Here is a 20,414-nt window from a genome sequence, read left to right on the forward strand (position 1 = left end):
TCGCCCCTTTCTATTCTATTTTTCACGTCGAACTATTTTCTTTCTGAAAAACTCACTTACGCCAAATAGGAACAAGCTCAACAGGATACTGAAAAGACCAAATTTCATAAACATAAAGAGAAAATTTTTCAAATAAGTCGTTAAAAATAAGTATAGAGCTTCAGAATGAATACCCAATCGTTCAATCAATCGAGTTACATACAAATAGGTCGGTAAAGCCCCTACCATTAATCCAGCTCCACCGATCACATAAGCAAGGTAACGGATAATTAAATGAAAGAAAGGTTTGTTAAGCGAAATGATTGCGGAAAATAAGATTCCAAAAAAAGCGACTGCAAAAATGAGCAACAGGTTAAGAGTGGATGTATAAGCCATTATTTTTTTGCCGTATAACGCAAAATAAGGGATTTCGATATCACGCCGAACTGTTTCAATACTCACTTTTTTTAGTTTATTTACTGTGGTTTCAAATTCTGCATTTCTTGGGTAATTCTTTTCTTTTCCATAACTTTCTAATTGGCTTTGGACTGTCTCTTCTATTTGCTTCTCCCCCTCTAATTGAAAGGTTGAGCCAGCATAGATACTATGAATATATTGTTTGATATTATCATTTACTAAGCTTTCTGAAACTGTTTGATTCAACCATTTTTGGGAAATATTGGCGCCTCTTCCTGCATCAGCAATTGTGTGATTGATCTCTTTAGTGATCGTTTCCCCATAATGTGAGGATTCCACTGCACGGATCATAAAATTTTGATTGAATAAAGTAATCTTAAGAATGCCCAAGACAAAAATTGCAAATAAACTAAGCGAACAGATAAAAGCAAGAATCATTTTTGGCACTTTTCGCCATTGTTTTCTTTTTTTCATAACTATTTTTACCAAATGTAAGAAAAGACCATAAAATTTCACAAACTCATTGCAGCTTAAATTGCCCCACTTCGAAATTTTTTATCCACTAACTTCATTTTTAGTGAGCCAAACAAGCGATTATTCGATTGATCATTTGATTCTTTTTTGGTAAATCCACCTCTTTTCAAAGCGTTTTGCTTAACACATGAGTAGCGCAATTTTTCAATTCATTATTTATCTGGTTGGATCATTGGCCCCTTAATGAGATCGCCTAGAATAAATAATCTTTGATCCGTCATTCCAATACTATCGACTGGATAACAAGTATACAAAATCAGTTTTCCTTGCTGTTTTTGAACTAGAAGTTGACTAATCAATTTCGCATTTTTATCTAAAATCTTTGTTTCGTATACTTGGTAAACATACTCACCATAACTAGTGGAAATGTTAATCTTATCCGTAATTTTGACAGCACTTAATTTTCCAAATTCACTACTATTATGCCCACCAATCAATGTAGTCCCATGTTCACCTGGATACACAGACCCCATGTATTGTCCAGCACCCTCTCGTAAAATATCATCTGAGTCTCCATAATATAAGGGCACATTCAAATTTACAGAAGCAACATCAACCTGTCCATATTGATACCCGCTTCTTGGATAATCGATTTTACTGGAGGGAATGTTCTCTCCTTCCAACTCAATTGTTTTCCGTTTTTCTTCTAACTCACTAGTTGACATACCTTTAGCTGATGGTTGTGTCTTTTTTTCATATTTTGGAATATCCGAAAGCAGAAACAATCGCAAGGAAGAAGTCGTAAACTGAATGACAGGTCGCCCAATAATATACATTAGCGAATAACCCATGATCAAAAAAAAGATAGGGGTAAAAATCATTCCGCCTATTCTTTTTATTTTTTTCTTTTTTTTATGCAAGTTTGACTTTCTTTCCTACGATGAATGCACCTGTCGCAGTCATCATTAAACATCCAATTGCAAGAATGCTTGAGATAGGGAATGTTCCCGTTTGTTTAATCGGTTGTTTCGAGTTGAACACTGCTGAAATCGAGCCATCAGAGTTTTGTGTGCCTAGCTCAACATACCCTTTATTCCAACTTAAAACGACTAATCCTAAAGCATCCGCTGTTGATGAAATCAATTGCTGAATTTCCAAAATTGTTTCTCTAGGGATAATTTTTATTAAATCATTTATCGTATGGACCGATGACAAATCAATGTCTAAATTAGTCAGTTTTTGCTTCACATTTTGGATATTTTTTACTGCTGTATCCACTTGTGACTTGGATAAATCATTTTGTTTTAAATAATTTTCAGTTTGTGTAATATATGTTTGAGGCATTTGAAATTCTTTGCCTTGAATTAAAATAGGTTGAGTCAATTCTTGGATGATCATTTGCTCATCTTGCGAAATCGCCCCGGCAGCATCAACATAAGACGTAAAAAAGAAACTACATAAAATTAAAACCATACTCTGTAACACATATTTCATCTTCTAACTCTCCTTTTCCTATCAAAATAATTAAACAACCATTAAAAAATAACGCATAAAAGCATTTCTACCATCCATATTAGCATATGTTATTTCTTAAGACAATTAAATAAATGCCTTCAAAACAAATAACCATTGTAATAAAATCACTACTCGCAAAATAACAATTACTATTTAGAAATAGTTATTATAATAAGCAATTTTGCTGAGAACATAGTATTTACGTCATTTGTATTCTTAATCTCTAATCCATATTATCGCGAGATCTCTTATTAATATAACGATTTGAACAATAGAACAAAAATTTCCAAATTTAGAAATTTTAAGTCAAAAAAAGCTTGGAACAAATAAAAGATTGTCCCAAACTCTTTAATAGATGTAAAAATAAAAATGATATTCTAACTTTCATATTTCATTAATCAATCGATTTCACTTACTACAAAGTAAGTTTTTCTCAACCGCTCTTGCCATGTATACGAAAATAAGGTGAATTTTACTCATTTCCTCCTTGATTCAATACCAAACTAGGTTTCGCATTTAAACGAAGATCAGCGAAATTGGCTTGTTTCAACTCTACATGCGCAGCTGCTCCAATCATTGCTGCATTATCACCACAAAGTTTTAATGGAGGGATCAGCAGTTCAATTTCTGGATGTTCTTTTTTCAATGCCTCTTCGAGCGTTTCACGCAATCCTTGATTGGCTGCAACTCCACCTGCTACAATCAATTGTTTGACTGGGTATTCGTTACAAGCACGAAGAGTTTTATTGACTAAAACGTCCACAACGCTCGCTTGAAAACTAGCAGCTAAATTATTTGTATCAAGAGTTTCTCCACGTTGTTGGGCATTGTGTACTAAATTGATAAAGGCGCTTTTTAAACCACTAAAGCTAAAATCATAATTACTTTCATGAATCATGGCTCTTGGAAAATGGTAGGTATCTTCACCACGATGCGCTAACTGATCGATTTCTTTTCCGCTTGGATAACTCAAACCTAAGACACGACCAACTTTGTCATAAGCTTCTCCAGCGGCATCGTCTCTCGTTTCACCGATGATTTGATAGTTCCCGTCTTCCTTCATATAGACCAACTCTGTATGTCCACCACTGACAAGCAATGCTAGTAGCGGAAATTCAAAAGGCTTTTGAAAGCGTGCAGCGTAAATATGACCTGCCATATGGTTCACAGGTATCAAAGGCAAATTGTTCGCCCAAGCAAAAGCTTTAGCGGCAGAAATCCCAATCAGTAACGAACCAACTAAACCAGGACCATAAGTAACCGCTACAGCACTCAGTTGTTCAACAGAAGTGCCTGCCTCCGCCAAAGCGTCTTCGATACATAAGGTGATTTGCTCTACATGATGGCGACTTGCTACCTCTGGAACAACACCGCCAAATCTTTTATGGCTGTTAATCTGTGAAGCAATGACATTGGCTAAAATCTCATCACCATTTTTCACAACTGCGACACTCGTTTCATCGCAACTTGATTCAATTGCCAGAATCAATTCTTCTTTCATTTCATCGTCTCCGTTTTTAACTTTGTACTCATAATGATCGCATCTTCTACTGGATCATGATAATAAGATTTTCGTTTCCCTAGTTCTCTAAATTTCTCTGATTGGTAAAGATGACGAGCTGCTAGGTTAGACGTTCGTACTTCTAAGTAAACATTATATGTTCCTGCTTGTTTTTCTCGGTCTAATAAAAAGCGTAATAACTGACGTGCATACCCTTTTTTTTGCAGTTTTTTTGCCACAGCAATATTCGTGATCTCCGTCTCATCGATAACTTTCGAATAACCAATGAATCCTTGGAGTAGCGAATTTTCCACCAATAAGTAATATTGCGTATGTGGTTGTTGGATATCCATTAAAAATTGGTCTTTGGTCCAAGGAGAACCATGTTCATATGCTTCCTCACAAAGCGCCCATAAACAAGACGCTAACTGTTCATCTTCAAAGTCATTCTTAGTATAAATCAATTGTACCTCTCATTTTTCTAAATATTTGATCATTTCTAATCCATCTTCATTTGTTTGGGTATAATACCCTTTTTTTACTTTGTTCGATTGAAATCCTAATTTCCGATAGAGTCTTTGGGCATCTTGATTACTCATTCTCACCTCTAAAGAGAGTGTGTCACAGCGATTCATTATAGCAAATTTTTCAATTTCGTCAATTAACAATGTACCGATATTTCTTCGTTGGTACACAGGAATAACCGCAATATTTGTAATATGGCAATCCAAGCCAAAAATTCTCGCACCTATAAATCCAATTAACTGTTCACCGTCTAGTATTCCTAAATATAAATTTTGAAAAGGTGAATTTAATTCAGAAAGGAAGGCACTTTTTGTCCATGGTAATTCGCCATTGTATACCTGGCGTTCAATCGATAATAAATCTTTGATATCTCGAGGTATCAGCTCTTTTATTCGATAGCTTTTCCCTTGATTTTCAATTATCTTAGTAGCAAATTCTTTTTTTTCATAGAATAAACTTCTAGCATATGCTTTAAATTTTTTCAACATATCTTTCGTCTCCAGGAGTGTGGGTTTCCAACCACTTTTCCTCTGCTTCTACTTTTTTCAAATAACGTGGTACAAAATTGGTTAAATCTCTTACTGGTTCACGATTGGCCCCTAATGTTGCAATCGTACAGCCATTAGGAAGATCCCATTCAAGCACCTTATTTATTTCTACTTCATGTAATACTTCCTTTATTTCATTCGTAAATTTTTGCGTATCTGTTCCGACAAATAAGATAGGTTCATCGAACTGAGACAGTTGCTTAAGCAGTTCTTCAATTGAAATATGTACATCTTCAAGAACTGTTTCTAATTTTCCATTTTGTCTTCGGTACACACCAGCATAAACATTTTTTCTTCTTGCATCAAATAAAGGCACGATCAACCCATTTACGTTCCGGCAATTAGCAGCAATTGCTTGTAAACTTGAAATCCCCACAAGCTCTTTACCCAATGTATATGCAAGTGTTTTTGCAGTAGTTACACCGATTCTTAGACCGGTGTATGAACCTGGTCCATCGGAAACAGCAATTCGATCGATAGCGGTTGGTGCTAATCCGAGTGCTGAGAATAACTGATCGATAGCCGGCATCAAACTAACGCTATGATTTTTCTGTTTATTGATTTGGATTTGCCCTAAGACAGTATCATCTTCAATCACGCCGATCGCTAAAGTTTGATTAGCGGTGTCTATCCCTAATGTAATCATTTTGATGCATCCTTTCTACTAACTTCTATCGTTTTATATTGTAGCATACTTCTTGCTAAGAAAAAGACAATTCATTTCAGAAAAAAAGAAAAAAAGTTGCAATCATTCGCAACTTTCTCTTGATTTGTTCTTTAGTTTTTTGTAGACTCACGCAAGATAAGATCCGTTTCTACAATGATTTTTCTCGAAACAGGTGCTTTTTCATTCATCATTTGTAACACGGTCTCTACCGCCAGTTCCCCCATCCATTCCGTGTGAACTTTGACTGTCGAAAGAGCAGGGGAAACATATTTTGCTACACTAATGTCATTGAATCCGATCAATGAGATATCCTCAGGTACTTTCAGACCTTTTTCGTTAATTGCCTTCAATGCACCGATCGCTAGTGTGTCATTTGCTGCAAACAGCGCCTCAAACGAATACTGTCCACTATCTAAGTATTCTTTGACTTTCCGATAGCCAGATTCAACTGAAAAATCTGCTTCAATGATCGTTGTAGTCAATCCTTTACCAGCCATGATTTGTTGGTAGGCGGCAATCCTTGGGTCATCAATCCGTTGATGTCCTTTTTTGGTGTATTCCCTACCAGCAAGCATTGCAATCGCTTTTTTATCCTGGTTAAAAAAATAATCGATCACTTTTTGGATACTTGTTTGAAAATCAACGATTAATGAATTAATGTTATAGGGTGTTCCATCAAAATCAACTAATAACAGATTGCTTTGTGTCTGCTTCAATTCAATCAACTGCTGCTCATCGAATTTTCCTAGAGCAATCGTTCCATTTGTCGGTCTATCACTGATAGCGTCCCACGTTTCTTTTAGCAAAGTCACATTTGATTCCTCTGCCTTTTTCTCTATTCCCAAACGGATAGCAAGATAATAGAGATCCTCTAATTCTTCTTGATCATTGTACCATTGGATCAAACGCAACGACTTTTGATTCAACGATGTGTTTCTATGGTGCTTCGTGTAATTCAACTCTTCAGCAGCCTCAAAAATTTTTCTTTTCGTTACTAGGCTAACTGATAACTCCTGATCATCATTTAAGACTCTTGACACAGTAGCAGGAGAAACCCCTGCCAACTTTGCAATATCTTTAATCGTTGCCACTTGTTTCTCCTCCTATCTATTCCACTCGGGCATTCTTCTTAAAGCGTTGCAGTAAAGCGTTGGAAAGCTTCTTGACCTTTTATATCGCGTTTGAATACCCCTGAATCTTCCAACACACGAGCAAAAACTTTACCAATAGCTTGCTGAACGATCTCTGTTACTGTTTCAGTTGTCACATTTGGATGGTCGGCTTTCAAGCCCTTCGCCCATTCCAAGTGATACTCAGCTATCTTATTTTCTTGTCCAAGCAAATACTTTTCTACTTCTGCCATTTCTGATTTTAAACGAGGTGGTAAAACAGCTAATCCCATGACTTCGATCAAACCGATATTTTCTTTTTTAATATGCTGAATATCTCGGTGAGGATGGAAAATCCCTTCTGGATGTTCGTCAGAGACATTGTTATCTCGTAACACTAAATCGAGTTCAAAATAATTTTCGCGTTTTCTAGCAATTGGTGTAATCGTATGATGGGGCGTACCATCTTTAGAAAATGCCGTCACTGCTACCGCGGGATCTGAATATTGATGCCATTTTTCTAAAATACTATTAGCAGCTTCCACTAGGATTTCTTTCCCCGTCGCTTGCAGACGAATGACAGACATTGGCCATTTGACAACACCTGCGATTACTTGAGGATAATCCGATAATTTGATTAATCGTTCGATTGGAGCTTTAGCCATTGGAAATTCATGGCGCCCTGCTTGGTAATGATCATGTGACAGAATCGATCCTCCAACAATTGGCAGATCTGCATTTGAACCAACAAAGTAGTGTGGTAAAACCTCTGTGATTTTTAATAAACGTGAAAATGTTTCTTTCGTAATCTTCATAGGACGATGCTCTTCTGACAAGATGATCGAATGTTCATTGTAATAAGCATATGGAGAATACTGAAATCCCCAACTTTCCCCATCAAGATTCATTCTGATGATTCGATGATTGGTGCGAGCTGGATAATTTAAACGTCCTTTATAGCCTTCATTGTTGATACAAAGCATACACTCAGGATAATCAACTTTTTTGGCATGTTTTTCGGCAGCAATTTGCTTAGGATCTTTTTCAGGTTTGGATAAGTTGATCGTAATCTCTAATTCGCCATATTCTGAAGGATACGTATACCTGATATTTTTCGCAATCGCTCTGGTTTTGATATAATCATTTTTTTTACTCAATTGATAAAAGTAGTCTGTTGCTTCTTCTGGATTTGTTGCGTAATGTTGTGCAAAAAACGCATTGACTACTGATGGTGGTGGTGTTAAAAAATCCATTAATTGTGCTTCAAAGATTTCGATTTCAGCTGGTAAATCAGTAACCACTTCATTTTTTTTGGCTTGTTCGACTAACCGATCAAGTAACACCACCGATTCTTCTGAAACAGGGCGCACTTCAGTGTTTTCCAAAGCCTCTTCGCCGATCATTCCCAAAATTCGATTTTGTAAATAAATTCGATCCATTTCCATCCAGCCACCAGCTTCAATTGCTAGTGTCGTAAAATCACAAATCGTTTGACTGATTGTCATCTTCTCTCTACTCCTCATAACCATGGGGATGACTCACATGCCAATCCCAGGCTGTTTTAATGATTTCTTTTACATCTGTGTAAGCTGGTCGCCAACCTAAGATTTCTTCAGCTTTAGCACTGGAAGCGACCAACCGGCTTGGATCTCCGGCTCTACGTGGTGCCACCTTAGCTGGAATTTCTCGATTTGTTACTTCTCTAGCCGCTTCAAGCATTTCTTTGACGGAGTAGCCTTGATTGCTCCCTAGATTAAAGAAGTTACTTTCATTCCCCGCTCTTAAATATTCTAAAGCTAAGATATGGGCATCAGCCAAATCTTCCACTTGAACATAATCTCGGATGCATGTTCCATCGGGTGTATCGTAATCATCACCGTAAATCGCCAAAGAATCACGTTGACCTAGAGCTACTTGGAGAATAATAGGAACTAAATGCGTTTCTGGTGTGTGATCTTCCCCAATCGATGCATCTGCTTTTGCACCTGCTACATTGAAATAACGCAATGCTACATATCGCATGCCATAGGCTTGGTCACACCATTTCATCATTTTTTCCATCATCAATTTGCTTTCACCGTACGGATTTTTTGGATTCGTAGGAGTTGCTTCGGTAATTGGTGATTCTGTAGGTTCACCATAAGTGGCTGCTGTAGATGAAAAGACAATATTCTTCACATGATATTCATGCATCACTTCTAACAATATTTGCATACCATAGACATTGTTATTAAAATACTTCAATGGTTTCTCAACAGACTCTCCTACTAATGAACTAGCTGCAAAATGAAGGACTCCTTCGATCGTTTCTTTTTCAAAAACAGACTGTAAAAAAGATTTATCCCGAATGTCACCTTTGTAAAATTGTGCTTTAGGATGAATTGCTGCTTGATGCCCCGTTAATAAATTATCCACTACTACCACTTGATAGTTTTGATTGATCAACCGATCAACAGCATGTGAACCGATATAACCTGCGCCACCCAATACCAAGATTGCCATGAAAACACTCCTTTTTTTACAAAAGCAGCAAAAAGTACGTTTTGAATCGTTTGAAACTATGACTCTTTTGTTTCTGTTGCCTTTGCTATTTATTTAGTAAATTTATAATAAAACATTTAGTAAATATTTTCAAGGAAAATTTGTAAAGGTTTCCAATAAATAGACGTCAGACTAGCCTTTTTTTTCAATTTGTTACATAATAGAAGCAACAACTAATAAACGAGGTGGATTTAATGAAAAAATTTGTATCTGGAATTTTAGTCGGTAGTCTTGCAACAGCGGCAGCTGTTGCTGGATTGGTAGCTTCAGTTAAAAAAACAGTAATCGATCCCATTGATGAAAAAGAAACAATGATCGAAGAAAATCGTAAAAAAGCGATGCGTAAACGTGTAGCTCGCTAATCTTTAAACGATTCAAGAAAATCATCCCTTTTATAACCCAAAGAATCATTATTAATTAGTAAAACACAACCGATCTTAAAAGTTAGATGAATGATCTAGCCTTTAGAGTCGGTTGTGTTTTTTGCTTCAATTGGTTGTCCTTCCAAGAATCAGCTGTGCCACTTTATCGATTTGCCTCAAATTCCAAGCATCAGTATATGGTCGTGAGACTGTAGCTGTCAACCAATCCACACCTTCGACCGGAATCCCTAAACAATATAAATTTTCTTCTAGCTCTCCCTGTTTGTTCCAGACTTGATTGGTGCTTAGTTTGATATCAATTGCACCAGTTTCATACACGCCAGTCGGGTCCTGATAAGTAAAAGGACGAATCAGCTGATGTTTTTTCAAGCTATTTAATGCTGGGTTCTTTGTTTGTGTCAAATCAGTCTGCGGGAGTCGGGCTTCAATCAAGTAGCGACTTTCAATCCGTTGTCCCTCGTTTTCTACGATAAAGAAACCGGCCTCTGTTTTGATTTCCAGCGGTGGGGAAACGATTGTGAAAATACCCGCATCAATCAGAGCGGCTAATTCTCTTGTCCGAACAACTGGCGGACCGATCGTGAGAAAAGCATTGAGCTTAGTAAACCAACCCCATAATACTTCTCTGTATTCTTTGGCAGTGAAGATGCCCCATTCAATGACCAGATGGACAGGATCACGCCAATCTTTTAACGCATCAAAAGCTGAAGCAAGCGCCCCAGTACAATTTCCTTTCATTGATTCATTGATTTGATAATCAATAAACTTTCGACTTTCTTTTTGAAAGTCATGCTTCTCATGATAGATAGACGTTTCAAAAAAATCCCACTCCCATTGATAAGGCTGTAATTCAGGAAATTGTTTTTGCCAATCACTTTGATCACGTGTTAAAAAGATTTGTTCAAATAATACTGGTGAAATAGCTAGATGTTTTTCCTCAATTAATTTCTTATAATAAAAAAGTTCGACATCTTTTTTTAGCAAGTCGAAAAACAGTTTCCCAGTTAATTGTTGATTTTGATAAAGCTTTGCTAAATTTTCTTTGGTGATCAATTTAGGAACAGCCATTGCTCCTCCCCGTTTTTCATTTTTTCCTCGAGGAAAATAGGGCAACCCTTTTCTAGACCCGCAGTATACGATCGGCTCACGTCCAGACGGCAAATATACCAATTTCTCTCCTTGTTTTTCAAACTTACCTCCTCTATTCTCGGTAAGTAAACCTACATAATCAAAAAAACTTAGACCTAATCCTCTAAGAATCACTGTGGCTTTTGGCGGAATAGTTTCTACGGAAACATCAGCTGGATTTGCTGGCGGTTGGTAGAACAATTGCTCTTTTTCAGCATAGTCATAAAACCTTTTCTCGTCTTTGGATACTTTATTTTCCCAATGTCCCGTAGTAATCACTAACTGATCTACTACTAAATGCTGTTCGTTTGTTTTCAAGTAAAAACCTGTCTTTATCTTGTCAATCTCTTTCACTAAGGATCGAACGATAGTGAATGAATGCGGTGCTAATTTTTTTAATTGTTCATAAAACCACTGCTGGTACAAGCCATAAAAACATCTGGTAGCTGGTTCATTAGCCCGTAAGCGCCCGGCTTCTGCCAAAAAAAATTCTTTATTCACAAACTGTTGCTTTTCGATATACTTTTTCGCCTCTGTATGGCTCCATTGATATAAATTAGGCCCCGGTGAAATCTCTCCGCCACTTGTTAATGTTTCATCTGTAAAAAGCGTAACTTGCTGAGAGACTGAGTTCATCAATAACTCTGTTGGTTGATCGAGCCGCCAGACTCGACCACCAGGCCCATCAGGATCGAATAAACAGATCTGGATATGTTGGTTTTCCCGATTGTTTCGGATCAATCGTTCTACCATGCTTAGTCCTCTGGGGCCTGCCCCAACAATGCCAATAATCATCGATTCAGCTTCCTTTCCATCAACCCTTTTAGCACCACGGCTTGATTTTGCTGTTCATTCTTTGCACCATAAACTAAGGTCACGATTGGATAGTTTTGACAGAGTTCAGCTAGCTGCTTGACTGCCAATTGCTTTTCTTGATCTGTCATTAACTCTTCTAGGTATTTTTCTTCAAAAACAGGAAAACGTTCAGGAAGATGTCCAAAGAATTTTCTCAACTCAGTACTTGGTGCAATCTCCTTTAACCATAGATCAATCTGTGCTTTTTCCTTTGATATCCCTCTTGGCCATATTCGATCAACTAAAATTCTAAAGCCATCACCCTTTTCGCGCGCACTGTACACTCTTTTCAGTTTGATCATTTTCTCCACTTCTTTCATTGCTTATACATTGATCATAGCATAAATGATTAGATTCTCCTTTGATTATGTCATAGCAAAAAACCGTGGCTTGATTTCTGTTAGTACTCCCTAAATGCTAAATTTCAATTTTGCACGCTCTATGGATACTTGCTAGTGATTCCTATCTCCCTTTTCGAGAGGGACAGGGTATAGGCGTTGGTTATTCTTATGACAATCATCATTAGTTTTGCTCGGTTTTCGTCTCAATATTTTTTTTAAAGGTACCCTCCCCTTATCCATTTCAATTCCTTGACGATTTGTTATATTCTCTTGTTTATCTGTGTTACTCTTTCTGAAAATGTTTAACGATTGACCCCACTTCTTAATCCTTTTCCTAAACGTTAGCTTTTCTGTGGTCAACTTACTTGTTTTTTGTTCTTGAATGTTTTCTGGTTTTGAACTATCTTTTTGTTCGACCGATTGATCTTCTATTATTATTTGTGGAGAATCTATTGCGCTTTCTATATTTTCTATAACCACAGAATTGGTTATAGAGACTTTACTTTGGCTTGGACCATCATGGCTGATTAAGCGTTTTATGTTATAATCCTTTACGACCTGCTGATATAATTGGGCAGAAAGATCTAGTGAGTATAATACTCTCCCAAGTTCAGATTGCTCTACCTTCTTATTTATAATCTTAGACACAACCGATTCAACGATCTCCTCATATGTCTTTCCTTTTAATTTACCAGCTAGTGAAACCTCAATCGTTCCAACAAGTTTATCAAGTTCCTTTTTTCTTTTTTCTGTTATTTCTTCTTTTTTTACTACTCCTGCAGGTTGTTGCTCAGTGAAAGTTTCATTAGATATTTCTGGCATTTTCTTTTCTCCCCCATTGTTTGATTTATCATTGAATCATCATACATGACGTACGCAATGGAGATAGAACTTTTATTTCTGGAAAGAATAAAATTTAGTATTTTATCTTGTGCGATCTAATGAATTCTTTTTATTCCCGTTGCCTAATCGAATAATCAGTCATGCAATTTTCTAAAAAGTATCTATTACTTTATATACAAAAACTTCTGATAAATTGGCTCTATCATTTGTGGAACTGATGAATGTATCAATCCCAAAAAGTAAGACCAAAATCTAACTTCTGGTGGTTACTACAGAATCAAAGTTGATCCTTCATCCCCATTTTCCTTCCAAATGAAATAACAAAAAATCTGAGACAGAATGAGGTTCATTCTGACCCAGATTTGACTTTACACGACTCATCAGGATTGACCGATAATTTGACGTCATGACGTTCTATACTTTTTTACTTTTAATCTTGCCAGACCAGCCATCATATCCACCTTTTAAGATATAGATATCTTGGTAGCCAGCTTTTCTTAACTTATTCGCTGTACGAATACTTAAGCTTTTCTTTTGGTCGTAGATATACACCGGTTGATCTTTTCGGATAGATCCTAATGAATCTTTTAAAACAGTATAAGGGATATTTCTTGCCCCTAAAATATGTCCTGCATCAAACACGTCTTTTTCACGAACATCAATGACTTGTGCCTTACGCATCCCATCACGAAATTCTTCTTCTTCCAGTGTTTTTGCAGAACGTTTTGCCATTACTCGTAGATAAACTTCCCAAAACACAATAGCAAGAATAATCAATAGCAAAATGATGTTAATTACCCATAAAACCATGTCATTCCTCCACGTTATTCCGCAAATTTCAAGGCTAATGAAGCAGCACCGATCACGCCAGCTTCATTTCCTAATTCTGCTAATTTGATTTTTGTTGATTGTTGTACTTGAGGGAACGTAAATTGGTTGAAATATTTTTCAACACGACTACGTAAAAATTCCCCGGCAGCAGATACTCCGCCGCCTAAAACAATACTTGATGGGTTCATAGTATTCCCTAGATTACCGCAAGCTAATCCTAAGTAGAAACAAACACGATCAACGACCATCAGACCAAATGGATCGTCTACTTGTGCCATTTCAAAAATATCTTTACTTGTTACTTCTTCTCCATTGTCAAGCATTGCTTTTAATTTTGAATCTCCGGCATACTCTTCTGCTAAGAAACGTGCTAAGCGAACTACACCTGTTGCACTTGAAACTGTTTCTAAGCACCCTCTTTTACCGCATGTACATTCAAAACCTTCTGGGTCCACTGTAATGTGTCCAATCTCGCCACCTGCACCAGCAACGCCGTGGATCAAGTTCCCAGCAGCAACGATTCCGCCACCGACACCCGTTCCTAAGGTAACAAAAATAACGTCAGGATCATTTTCCCCTGCACCTTTCCAGCGCTCACCTAAAGCAGCAACGTTCGCATCGTTATCAATAGCAAATTTGATTCCAGTTCCTTCTTCAATTTGTTTTTTTACGTATTGAAGTTCAGTCCAATTTAAATTGTAGGCTCCGATCACTGTACCTGCTTCACTATCGACACTTCCTGGTGTTCCCATACCGATTCCGATGAAATTTTCAGCATTCATGTTATATAATTTGATACGATGATTTACTGACTCGATAATTTCCGGAATAATATGTTTACCGTCATCCAATATATTGGTATCGATGCTCCATTTTTGTTGAATCTCTCCTTCTGGTGTTAGAATTGCAAATTTTGCTGTTGTTCCACCTAAATCAATCCCAATAATTTTTTTGTCCATTACAAGTTTCCTTTCTTTCGGCTTTCTTCCACTCGGTGCTCTCGTTTTAGTATGCGCCACGCTGTCATGTATGTATCATGATCGATCAAACGACTGTCATGAAGATTCTTCAATTCAATCGTCATTAATTCAATATCATAGATACGTGACCCAACATAGACAAAGATGCCAAATCGTTTGAGCAGTTGTTGCACGTCATATAAGCTCTCCATCTCAAAGCACTTCCTTCACATTATACAAGTAATCCGTAGTTTTTTAAACCCAATAAAACACATATTATCAAAAGAAATCCAAAAACAAGCGTAGATAGGATTTTTTGATGAATCGAGTAATTGGTCACTTTCTGTGGTAGGCCGATGATATTTCCTATAAGCAAGCCACCAACAATCCCACCGAGATGCCCCCAGATATCGACTGAGGTATCCGTCAAACCAAATACAAAACTGATAACAATAAACAACATGTAATGACGAATCAATTGGCGAACCTGAGAGTTATTTTTGAAATGAAATCCAAGAATGAATAACGCACCAAACAAACCAAACAAAGAAGTACTTGCTCCACCAGATAGAACGCCAAGATCGTTGAATGCAAAACTCGCTGCATTCCCAAGGATACCACTAAACAAATAGATCAAGAAAAAACGCCAATGACCGTAGAGTGTTTCAATTTGGTCTCCCATAAAATATAAAATCAAAGAATTCATGACAAAATGCACCAGTCCAAAGTGAATGAAAATCGGTGTAATAAACCGCCACCATTCATTTCCAACTACAATAGACGGCCCAAACATGCCTAAATATGCTGGAATATTTAAAAATGGAAAGAACTCCATCATTGCAAACACGATGGTTTGTATCGCTAAAAACAAATAAGTCAAAATTGGTCTTCTTAGCCAAGCGTTTAATTTTAATTTCTGTTGATAATTCATGTAACCCTCCTTATTATTTATCGATAAACAAGTGTTGCACTTTTTTATCAAAACTTTCTGGTACCCATTGATTGTTTATTTGTTCTTGAAAAACCAGACTACATGTCTGGTTCGGATAATTGGCTAGATAGCGATCATAGTAGCCTCCACCAAAACCAATCCGATAACCATTTTCATGATAAACAACCCCTGGAACGATCAGCAAATCGATAGCGTCCGGTGAAAAAGAATGATCAGATAATGGCTCCAGTACGCCAAAAGCGGTGCGTTCAAATCGGGTATCCGGATCAATTTTAAAAAAACACATTTGACGTTCAGGCAATGTCTTAGGAACAAGTATGGTTTTACTCTCTTCCCATGCCTTTTCAATAATTGGGGTCGTAGCCACTTCTATCTCATTTGCCATCGTCAAACCAACCACTTTTGCTTGCTGCCATTCATTACTTTGAAAGAGTTGTTGGTAAATTTTTTGCTCTTTTTGCTGCTTCTGTTCACTTCTAGCAATCTTTTGTAAATTTTCAATGCCAAGTTTTCTAAGTTTTTCTTTAATATGACTCAAACGTATCAACCCACCTCTCGTTAAAATGGTAGCGGAAAATAGTAAAAATAGCAATTTAACTTTTTAAATAAAAAGAGTTTTATAAACAGAATTTAAGACATCACTCTCACTCTTTATTCTAAAAACGAGTAAACGGTGTTCACGCATCAGCTCCTTGAAATAAGCCTGAATTTTTCAAAACATGAGAAGCTGTTAAAAAAATTCTTTCTTATTGTCATTGGAGCTTTCCGATGCCTTCACGACCTCTGATTCACTCTTTTCATTTGAATAGTCAGAATAATCGTAGTCTCAAAATAACGAGAAACTACTTTGGGAAACACTGCTTACTCAACACAATCGTTTCTTCCCCGTATTTATTTTCTAAGCAATCGTTTGTTTGGAAAATAATAAATATAAGAAATATGGAGCTCCTAGGACCGCAATTAAAATCCCAGTAGGAATCTCACCACTTGGTAAAATCACTCGTGTAAGAACATCTGCAATCGTTACAAAAAATGCCCCAAATAATCCACTCAAGATCAAGGACAGTTGATTTTCTCTTCTGACGACAAATTTAGCCAAATGAGGAGCTAACAAACCGACAAAAGATAAGCTGCCAGCTACCGCAACGCTTCCGCAGGCTAAAGCAACAGCGAGTATCAATAGGATTTTTTGACTTTTCTGCACGTCTAATCCTAGACTTTGCGCTCTTTCTTGACCAAAAGATAATAAACCAATTCGTCGACTGTAAATCAGCACGAAAGGAAGCAAAATGACTGCCCAAGGTAACAATGAGAAAACATATGGCCAACTAGCTCCCCAAAGTGAACCTGCTAACCAGGCATTAACAAAACCATAGTTTTCTTTCGACAATTTAATCGTAAATAAAAGCATCAATGCCGACAATCCAGCATTGACTGCAATTCCTGATAGTAAAAGCCGGTTCATCCCTAAAAAACTATTTCTCGTATAAGCAAACAAGTACACAAGTAAAGCTGCAAGCAAGCCGCCTAGAAAAGCCACGATCAATAGTAAAAACGGAAAAGTTTGGTTGGCATAAAAGCCCAAATAAATCATAACGAAAAAACCTGCTCCAGCGTTAATGCCCAATATGCCAGCATCAGCTAGTCTATTTCTGGTAACTCCCTGCAAGATAAAGCCTGAAATACCTAAACACATACCAGCAAGAAGACTGATTAATAGACGAGGGGCACGAAATTCATAAACAATCAACTCTTGAATTGCCGAACCCTTCCCTTGAAACACCTCAGCTAATTTATCAAATGGAATAAATGGTGTGCCAATCATTAAACTTGCAACTATACTAACAACTAATAAAACAAATAAAACAACTAGTGATTGGTAACTTCTTTTCATCCTTGTTCCCTCCTTACTTGGAGTAGTAAAAACGGTACACCGATCAAGGAAATAATTAAGCCGAATGGCGTTTCAAATGGCGGATTGATCATTCGTGCAACATAATCCGCCAACATCACTAATCCTCCACCTACTAAAAAAGAGGCTGGTAAAACATACCGATAATCGGAACCAATGATTCCTCGGACGATTGGTGGAACCATCAATCCAATAAATGAAACTGGTCCAACTAACGACACCGCCATTGCAGCTAACCCCGCCACTAATACAAATGCAAAAAATCTGATCCGCCCAGGGTTGCCTCCTAATGCCAAGGCATGTGACTCACTTAAGTTGACCAACGAGATGGAGCGACCTAACAAAAAGGAGCCACTAACTGTCAACAGATAAATTGGAGCCAAAATTTCCAATTGATGCCATGTGACGTTCGCAGCGCCTCCCACGAACCAAAACGCCAAGTCTTGTTGCAAATTGAATAATTGTGTCAGCGCTTGACTAATAGCTGTAAAAAAAGTACTGATCGCAACACCTGCTAAAATCAATTGAAGTGGATTCATCCCCATTTTTGAAAAACGTAAGAAACCAAAGACAAATAACGTAACTACCAACGAACCAAGTAATGACAGTAAAAAAACAGAAAAAGCAGAAGCATGTGGCCAAAATGCAAAACAAAGAGCCATTGCAAGCGATGCTCCTGCATTAATTCCTAATAACCCTGAATCAGCTAAAGGATTCCGTGTCACACCTTGCATCAATGCGCCACTAAGAGCAAAACAGCTTCCGACTAAGAAAGCCCCCAGCACTCGAGGCAACCGAATCGTTCGGATAATCAACTGCGATTGAACTGAGTCGTCAAATTTAAAAATCGCTTGCCACAAATTAGAAAAGTCGACAACCGCCGCTCCATTGGCTAACGCAAAGAAAAATATACTAACTACTCCTAGCAACAATAGGGAAAGAATCATTCGTTTTCTCTTTGTCTTCATTGTTCATCCTCCTTACGATCATTGATTAAATCGTAAGACAAAACAACGGGTTTATTCGTTTCAGGCAATTCGATGATCTGCGCTTCAATTTCATAGATTTCCCTCATCCATGACGTTGTGATTACTTCATCAGGTGGGCCTTGAACCACTATTTGTCCTGCTTTCATCCCAATTAAATAATCAGAAAAGCGAGAAGCGTGATTGATGTCATGGATCGACATTAAAACGGTTGTCTGTTTGATACGATTGATCTCTTTCAGTAAATGTAAGATTTCTAATTGATGCGCAGGATCTAAAAAAGTGGTTGGCTCATCTAAAATCAAAATATCCGCTTCTTGGGCTAAAGCCATCGCAATCCAAACTCGTTGAGCTTGTCCACCTGATAGACTCGAAAGCTCTCTTTCTTTCAACTTAGTTAGTTGTGTCGCTTCCAACGCCCATTGGATAGCATGTAGATCTTCTTCATTTAATCCACTAAAAAATTTTTGATAAGGATAACGACCATAAGAGACCACCTCTTCGACAGTCATGCCTAAAGGGTGTTCACTACTTTGGGCTAACAGTGCAATTTTTTGCGCTAACATCTTAGGACTATATGTAGAAATTTCAGATCCATCTACGATAATCTTTCCTTCTTTGACAGGTAACAGTCGAGTAAAACTTTTTAATAAAGTTGATTTACCACTGCCATTAGGACCAATCAAACTTGTCACTTTTCCTTCTGGTATCTTGATAGACATTTTTTCAATCACTTGTTTATTTAAGTAACCCGTTGTAATATCAACAGCTTCAATCGTCGTCAAATTTTTCATCCTTTCCCTGAAAATCATTCTCAATTATGAAGCTCCTTCACAAATTCGTCAAGTTTTACTCTAAATGGCTCTTTCCCGAAAATAGTTGACATGACCACTATTGTCAGGAATAATATCAATTGAGAATGATTATCAATGAAAATCCCTTCAGGAGGAAAAAATGAAACTAAAAAAGAATATCTTTACCATTGGGGCCACAGTGTTGCTGCTTAGTTTACTTAGCGCCTGCTCTTCTTCAAATAATTCATCCAATTCAACTGACACAGCAGGTAATGAAACAACTGCAAAAACTCACCTAGTGACTGATGCCTTGGGTCATAAAGTCGAGATCCCTAATCAACCAAAACGAATCATCGGGAGTTACCTCGAAGACTATCTTATCGCTTTAGGTGAAAAACCTGTTGCTCAATGGACAGTTGGTAGTGGATCGATTCAACATTATTTACAAAAAGAATTAAAAGATGTTCCCACGATCTCTTATGATCTTCCGTATGAAAAAGTCTTAAGTTATGAACCCGATCTTTTATTGATCTCTTCTTCGGCTACAGTTGAAGGAGGTAAATACGAGCAATACAGCAAAATTGCGCCAACCTATGTCGTAAAAAATGGGAATGATGTCACTTGGGAAACCCAACTAACAGATATCGGAAAAGCATTAAATAAAGAACAAGCAGCAGAAAAAATCATTACTGATTACCAAAAAAAGGTGAAAGCCACTAGACAAGAACTCGCAGATAAAATCAACGGCAAAACGGCTGCTGTTTTATGGGTGACGAATAACTCAGCATTTATGGTTAGTGAAACACGTTCAAGTGGAAGAATCATTTACGGTGATCTAAAATTTGGTGTGCCAAATCTAGTTACTGAAATCTCTAAAAGTGCAACTTCAGATTGGTCAGCTGTCTCTGCAGAAAAATTAGCAGAGTTAGATGCAGACTATCTCATCTTAGTCAACAGTGATGAAAAAGCTGCGATGTTTAATGAAGCAACTTGGAAAAATTTAAAAGCGGTCAAAGAAAATCATGTCTTAGAATTTGGTCCTGAATCTAGCTGGCTCTATAATGGTCCAATAGCTAGTCAAAATATGGTCAATGATATCCAAAAGAATTTGAAATAAATCACCTGAACAAGAATAGACGTTCACCTTCCTTTCT

The 20,414-nt window shown here is 37.3% G+C and carries 23 protein-coding genes; 2 read left to right on the forward strand and 21 right to left on the reverse strand.

The window, feature by feature from the left end:
• Positions 1-15: 15 nt before the first annotated feature.
• The 10 genes from IGJ11_RS07935 to galE form a co-directional block, all read right to left on the reverse strand.
• Positions 16-870, reverse strand: a complete 855-nt coding sequence (locus IGJ11_RS07935) for a hypothetical protein (RefSeq protein ID WP_081248821.1) — start codon at positions 868-870, stop codon at positions 16-18.
• A gap of 212 nt (positions 871-1,082) precedes the next feature.
• Entirely contained in the window at positions 1,083-1,751 is a 669-nt protein-coding gene (locus IGJ11_RS07940; RefSeq protein WP_010718857.1) for a class D sortase, read from the reverse strand.
• A gap of 31 nt (positions 1,752-1,782) precedes the next feature.
• Entirely contained in the window at positions 1,783-2,364 is a 582-nt protein-coding gene (locus IGJ11_RS07945; RefSeq protein WP_010718856.1) for a hypothetical protein, read from the reverse strand.
• A gap of 493 nt (positions 2,365-2,857) precedes the next feature.
• On the reverse strand, positions 2,858-3,886 hold the full coding sequence (gene tsaD / locus IGJ11_RS07950) for a tRNA (adenosine(37)-N6)-threonylcarbamoyltransferase complex transferase subunit TsaD (RefSeq protein ID WP_094940616.1): 1,029 nt from the start codon (positions 3,884-3,886) through the stop codon (positions 2,858-2,860).
• On the reverse strand, positions 3,883-4,350 hold the full coding sequence (gene rimI, locus IGJ11_RS07955) for a ribosomal protein S18-alanine N-acetyltransferase (RefSeq protein ID WP_063627253.1): 468 nt from the start codon (positions 4,348-4,350) through the stop codon (positions 3,883-3,885). Before rimI (IGJ11_RS07955) ends, tsaD begins: the two co-directional genes overlap by 4 nt.
• Positions 4,351-4,359: 9 nt before the next feature.
• Positions 4,360-4,899, reverse strand: a complete 540-nt coding sequence (gene rimI / locus IGJ11_RS07960; protein ID WP_010737793.1) for a ribosomal protein S18-alanine N-acetyltransferase — start codon at positions 4,897-4,899, stop codon at positions 4,360-4,362.
• Positions 4,883-5,605, reverse strand: a complete 723-nt coding sequence (gene tsaB / locus IGJ11_RS07965; RefSeq protein ID WP_207431926.1) for a tRNA (adenosine(37)-N6)-threonylcarbamoyltransferase complex dimerization subunit type 1 TsaB — start codon at positions 5,603-5,605, stop codon at positions 4,883-4,885. The genes rimI (IGJ11_RS07960) and tsaB overlap by 17 nt, the downstream gene beginning before the upstream one ends.
• Positions 5,606-5,736: 131 nt before the next feature.
• Entirely contained in the window at positions 5,737-6,717 is a 981-nt protein-coding gene (locus tag IGJ11_RS07970) for a LacI family DNA-binding transcriptional regulator (protein ID WP_207431924.1), read from the reverse strand.
• A gap of 38 nt (positions 6,718-6,755) precedes the next feature.
• Positions 6,756-8,240: a UDP-glucose--hexose-1-phosphate uridylyltransferase gene (gene galT, locus IGJ11_RS07975; protein ID WP_207431922.1), complete on the reverse strand. Its 1,485-nt coding sequence runs from the start codon at positions 8,238-8,240 to the stop codon at positions 6,756-6,758.
• Between the two features lie 7 nt (positions 8,241-8,247).
• A complete protein-coding gene (galE, locus tag IGJ11_RS07980) occupies positions 8,248-9,237 on the reverse strand; it encodes a UDP-glucose 4-epimerase GalE (RefSeq protein WP_010737796.1) in 990 nt (329 codons plus the stop codon).
• 233 nt (positions 9,238-9,470) lie between these two features.
• Here galE and IGJ11_RS07985 point away from each other — a divergent pair, with 233 nt between their 5' ends.
• A complete protein-coding gene (locus IGJ11_RS07985) occupies positions 9,471-9,638 on the forward strand; it encodes a DUF3042 family protein (RefSeq protein ID WP_010718848.1) in 168 nt (55 codons plus the stop codon).
• 126 nt (positions 9,639-9,764) lie between these two features.
• On the opposite strand, the gene IGJ11_RS07990 is transcribed toward IGJ11_RS07985, so the two are convergent.
• The 11 genes from IGJ11_RS07990 to IGJ11_RS08040 all read right to left on the reverse strand — a co-directional run bounded on the left by IGJ11_RS07990 (position 9,765) and on the right by IGJ11_RS08040 (position 19,278).
• Positions 9,765-11,582 (reverse strand): FAD/NAD(P)-binding protein, encoded by a 1,818-nt coding sequence (locus IGJ11_RS07990; RefSeq protein WP_207431920.1) that lies wholly within the window; start codon positions 11,580-11,582, stop codon positions 9,765-9,767.
• Positions 11,579-11,944 carry a DUF488 domain-containing protein gene (locus IGJ11_RS07995; protein ID WP_025480161.1) on the reverse strand — a complete coding sequence of 122 codons (366 nt, stop codon included), beginning with the start codon at positions 11,942-11,944 and terminating at the stop codon, positions 11,579-11,581. The genes IGJ11_RS07990 and IGJ11_RS07995 overlap by 4 nt, the downstream gene beginning before the upstream one ends.
• A gap of 150 nt (positions 11,945-12,094) precedes the next feature.
• Positions 12,095-12,805, reverse strand: a complete 711-nt coding sequence (locus IGJ11_RS08000) for a hypothetical protein (RefSeq protein WP_207431918.1) — start codon at positions 12,803-12,805, stop codon at positions 12,095-12,097.
• Positions 12,806-13,240: 435 nt separating this feature from the next.
• A complete protein-coding gene (locus IGJ11_RS08005; protein WP_010737800.1) occupies positions 13,241-13,636 on the reverse strand; it encodes a rhodanese-like domain-containing protein in 396 nt (131 codons plus the stop codon).
• Between the two features lie 14 nt (positions 13,637-13,650).
• A complete protein-coding gene (locus tag IGJ11_RS08010; RefSeq protein ID WP_207431917.1) occupies positions 13,651-14,616 on the reverse strand; it encodes an ROK family glucokinase in 966 nt (321 codons plus the stop codon).
• The gene (locus IGJ11_RS08015; RefSeq protein WP_010718842.1) at positions 14,616-14,828 is read right to left on the reverse strand and encodes a YqgQ family protein; all 213 of its coding nucleotides are present in this window, start codon (positions 14,826-14,828) and stop codon (positions 14,616-14,618) included. Before IGJ11_RS08015 ends, IGJ11_RS08010 begins: the two co-directional genes overlap by 1 nt.
• A gap of 20 nt (positions 14,829-14,848) precedes the next feature.
• Entirely contained in the window at positions 14,849-15,547 is a 699-nt protein-coding gene (locus IGJ11_RS08020; protein ID WP_063627259.1) for a rhomboid family intramembrane serine protease, read from the reverse strand.
• Positions 15,548-15,560: 13 nt separating this feature from the next.
• Positions 15,561-16,106 carry a 5-formyltetrahydrofolate cyclo-ligase gene (locus IGJ11_RS08025; RefSeq protein ID WP_438772483.1) on the reverse strand — a complete coding sequence of 182 codons (546 nt, stop codon included), beginning with the start codon at positions 16,104-16,106 and terminating at the stop codon, positions 15,561-15,563.
• 360 nt (positions 16,107-16,466) lie between these two features.
• A complete protein-coding gene (locus tag IGJ11_RS08030; protein WP_207431914.1) occupies positions 16,467-17,462 on the reverse strand; it encodes a FecCD family ABC transporter permease in 996 nt (331 codons plus the stop codon).
• Complete coding sequence (locus tag IGJ11_RS08035; protein ID WP_053766726.1) at positions 17,459-18,448, reverse strand: FecCD family ABC transporter permease; 990 nt, start codon at positions 18,446-18,448, stop codon at positions 17,459-17,461. Before IGJ11_RS08035 ends, IGJ11_RS08030 begins: the two co-directional genes overlap by 4 nt.
• The gene (locus tag IGJ11_RS08040) at positions 18,445-19,278 is read right to left on the reverse strand and encodes an ABC transporter ATP-binding protein (protein ID WP_193797298.1); all 834 of its coding nucleotides are present in this window, start codon (positions 19,276-19,278) and stop codon (positions 18,445-18,447) included. Before IGJ11_RS08040 ends, IGJ11_RS08035 begins: the two co-directional genes overlap by 4 nt.
• A 142-nt stretch (positions 19,279-19,420) precedes the next feature.
• Between IGJ11_RS08040 and IGJ11_RS08045 the strand changes: the two genes are divergently transcribed.
• Positions 19,421-20,377 (forward strand): ABC transporter substrate-binding protein, encoded by a 957-nt coding sequence (locus tag IGJ11_RS08045; protein WP_207431912.1) that lies wholly within the window; start codon positions 19,421-19,423, stop codon positions 20,375-20,377.
• Positions 20,378-20,414: the final 37 nt, after the last annotated feature.

The organism is Enterococcus sp. DIV0691, assembly GCF_051711145.1.
Lineage (GTDB): Bacteria > Bacillota > Bacilli > Lactobacillales > Enterococcaceae > Enterococcus_B > Enterococcus_B hirae.

What these genes read in the sequence shown, in the direction of transcription:
- IGJ11_RS07935 (WP_081248821.1), bottom strand. Translation starts at nt 870, where the DNA reads ATGAAAAAAAGAAAACAATGGCGAAAAGTGCCAAAAATGATTCTTGCT.
- IGJ11_RS07940 (WP_010718857.1), bottom strand. Translation starts at nt 1,751, where the DNA reads ATGATTTTTACCCCTATCTTTTTTTTGATCATGGGTTATTCGCTAATG.
- IGJ11_RS07945 (WP_010718856.1), bottom strand. Translation starts at nt 2,364, where the DNA reads ATGAAATATGTGTTACAGAGTATGGTTTTAATTTTATGTAGTTTCTTT.
- tsaD (WP_094940616.1), bottom strand. Translation starts at nt 3,886, where the DNA reads ATGAAAGAAGAATTGATTCTGGCAATTGAATCAAGTTGCGATGAAACG.
- rimI (WP_010737793.1), bottom strand. Translation starts at nt 4,899, where the DNA reads ATGTTGAAAAAATTTAAAGCATATGCTAGAAGTTTATTCTATGAAAAA.
- tsaB (WP_207431926.1), bottom strand. Translation starts at nt 5,605, where the DNA reads ATGATTACATTAGGGATAGACACCGCTAATCAAACTTTAGCGATCGGC.
- galT (WP_207431922.1), bottom strand. Translation starts at nt 8,240, where the DNA reads ATGACAATCAGTCAAACGATTTGTGATTTTACGACACTAGCAATTGAA.
- galE (WP_010737796.1), bottom strand. Translation starts at nt 9,237, where the DNA reads ATGGCAATCTTGGTATTGGGTGGCGCAGGTTATATCGGTTCACATGCT.
- IGJ11_RS07985 (WP_010718848.1), top strand. Translation starts at nt 9,471, where the DNA reads ATGAAAAAATTTGTATCTGGAATTTTAGTCGGTAGTCTTGCAACAGCG.
- IGJ11_RS07990 (WP_207431920.1), bottom strand. Translation starts at nt 11,582, where the DNA reads ATGATTATTGGCATTGTTGGGGCAGGCCCCAGAGGACTAAGCATGGTA.
- IGJ11_RS07995 (WP_025480161.1), bottom strand. Translation starts at nt 11,944, where the DNA reads ATGATCAAACTGAAAAGAGTGTACAGTGCGCGCGAAAAGGGTGATGGC.
- IGJ11_RS08000 (WP_207431918.1), bottom strand. Translation starts at nt 12,805, where the DNA reads ATGCCAGAAATATCTAATGAAACTTTCACTGAGCAACAACCTGCAGGA.
- IGJ11_RS08005 (WP_010737800.1), bottom strand. Translation starts at nt 13,636, where the DNA reads ATGGTTTTATGGGTAATTAACATCATTTTGCTATTGATTATTCTTGCT.
- IGJ11_RS08010 (WP_207431917.1), bottom strand. Translation starts at nt 14,616, where the DNA reads ATGGACAAAAAAATTATTGGGATTGATTTAGGTGGAACAACAGCAAAA.
- IGJ11_RS08015 (WP_010718842.1), bottom strand. Translation starts at nt 14,828, where the DNA reads ATGGAGAGCTTATATGACGTGCAACAACTGCTCAAACGATTTGGCATC.
- IGJ11_RS08020 (WP_063627259.1), bottom strand. Translation starts at nt 15,547, where the DNA reads ATGAATTATCAACAGAAATTAAAATTAAACGCTTGGCTAAGAAGACCA.
- IGJ11_RS08030 (WP_207431914.1), bottom strand. Translation starts at nt 17,462, where the DNA reads ATGAAAAGAAGTTACCAATCACTAGTTGTTTTATTTGTTTTATTAGTT.
- IGJ11_RS08035 (WP_053766726.1), bottom strand. Translation starts at nt 18,448, where the DNA reads ATGAAGACAAAGAGAAAACGAATGATTCTTTCCCTATTGTTGCTAGGA.
- IGJ11_RS08040 (WP_193797298.1), bottom strand. Translation starts at nt 19,278, where the DNA reads ATGATTTTCAGGGAAAGGATGAAAAATTTGACGACGATTGAAGCTGTT.
- IGJ11_RS08045 (WP_207431912.1), top strand. Translation starts at nt 19,421, where the DNA reads ATGAAACTAAAAAAGAATATCTTTACCATTGGGGCCACAGTGTTGCTG.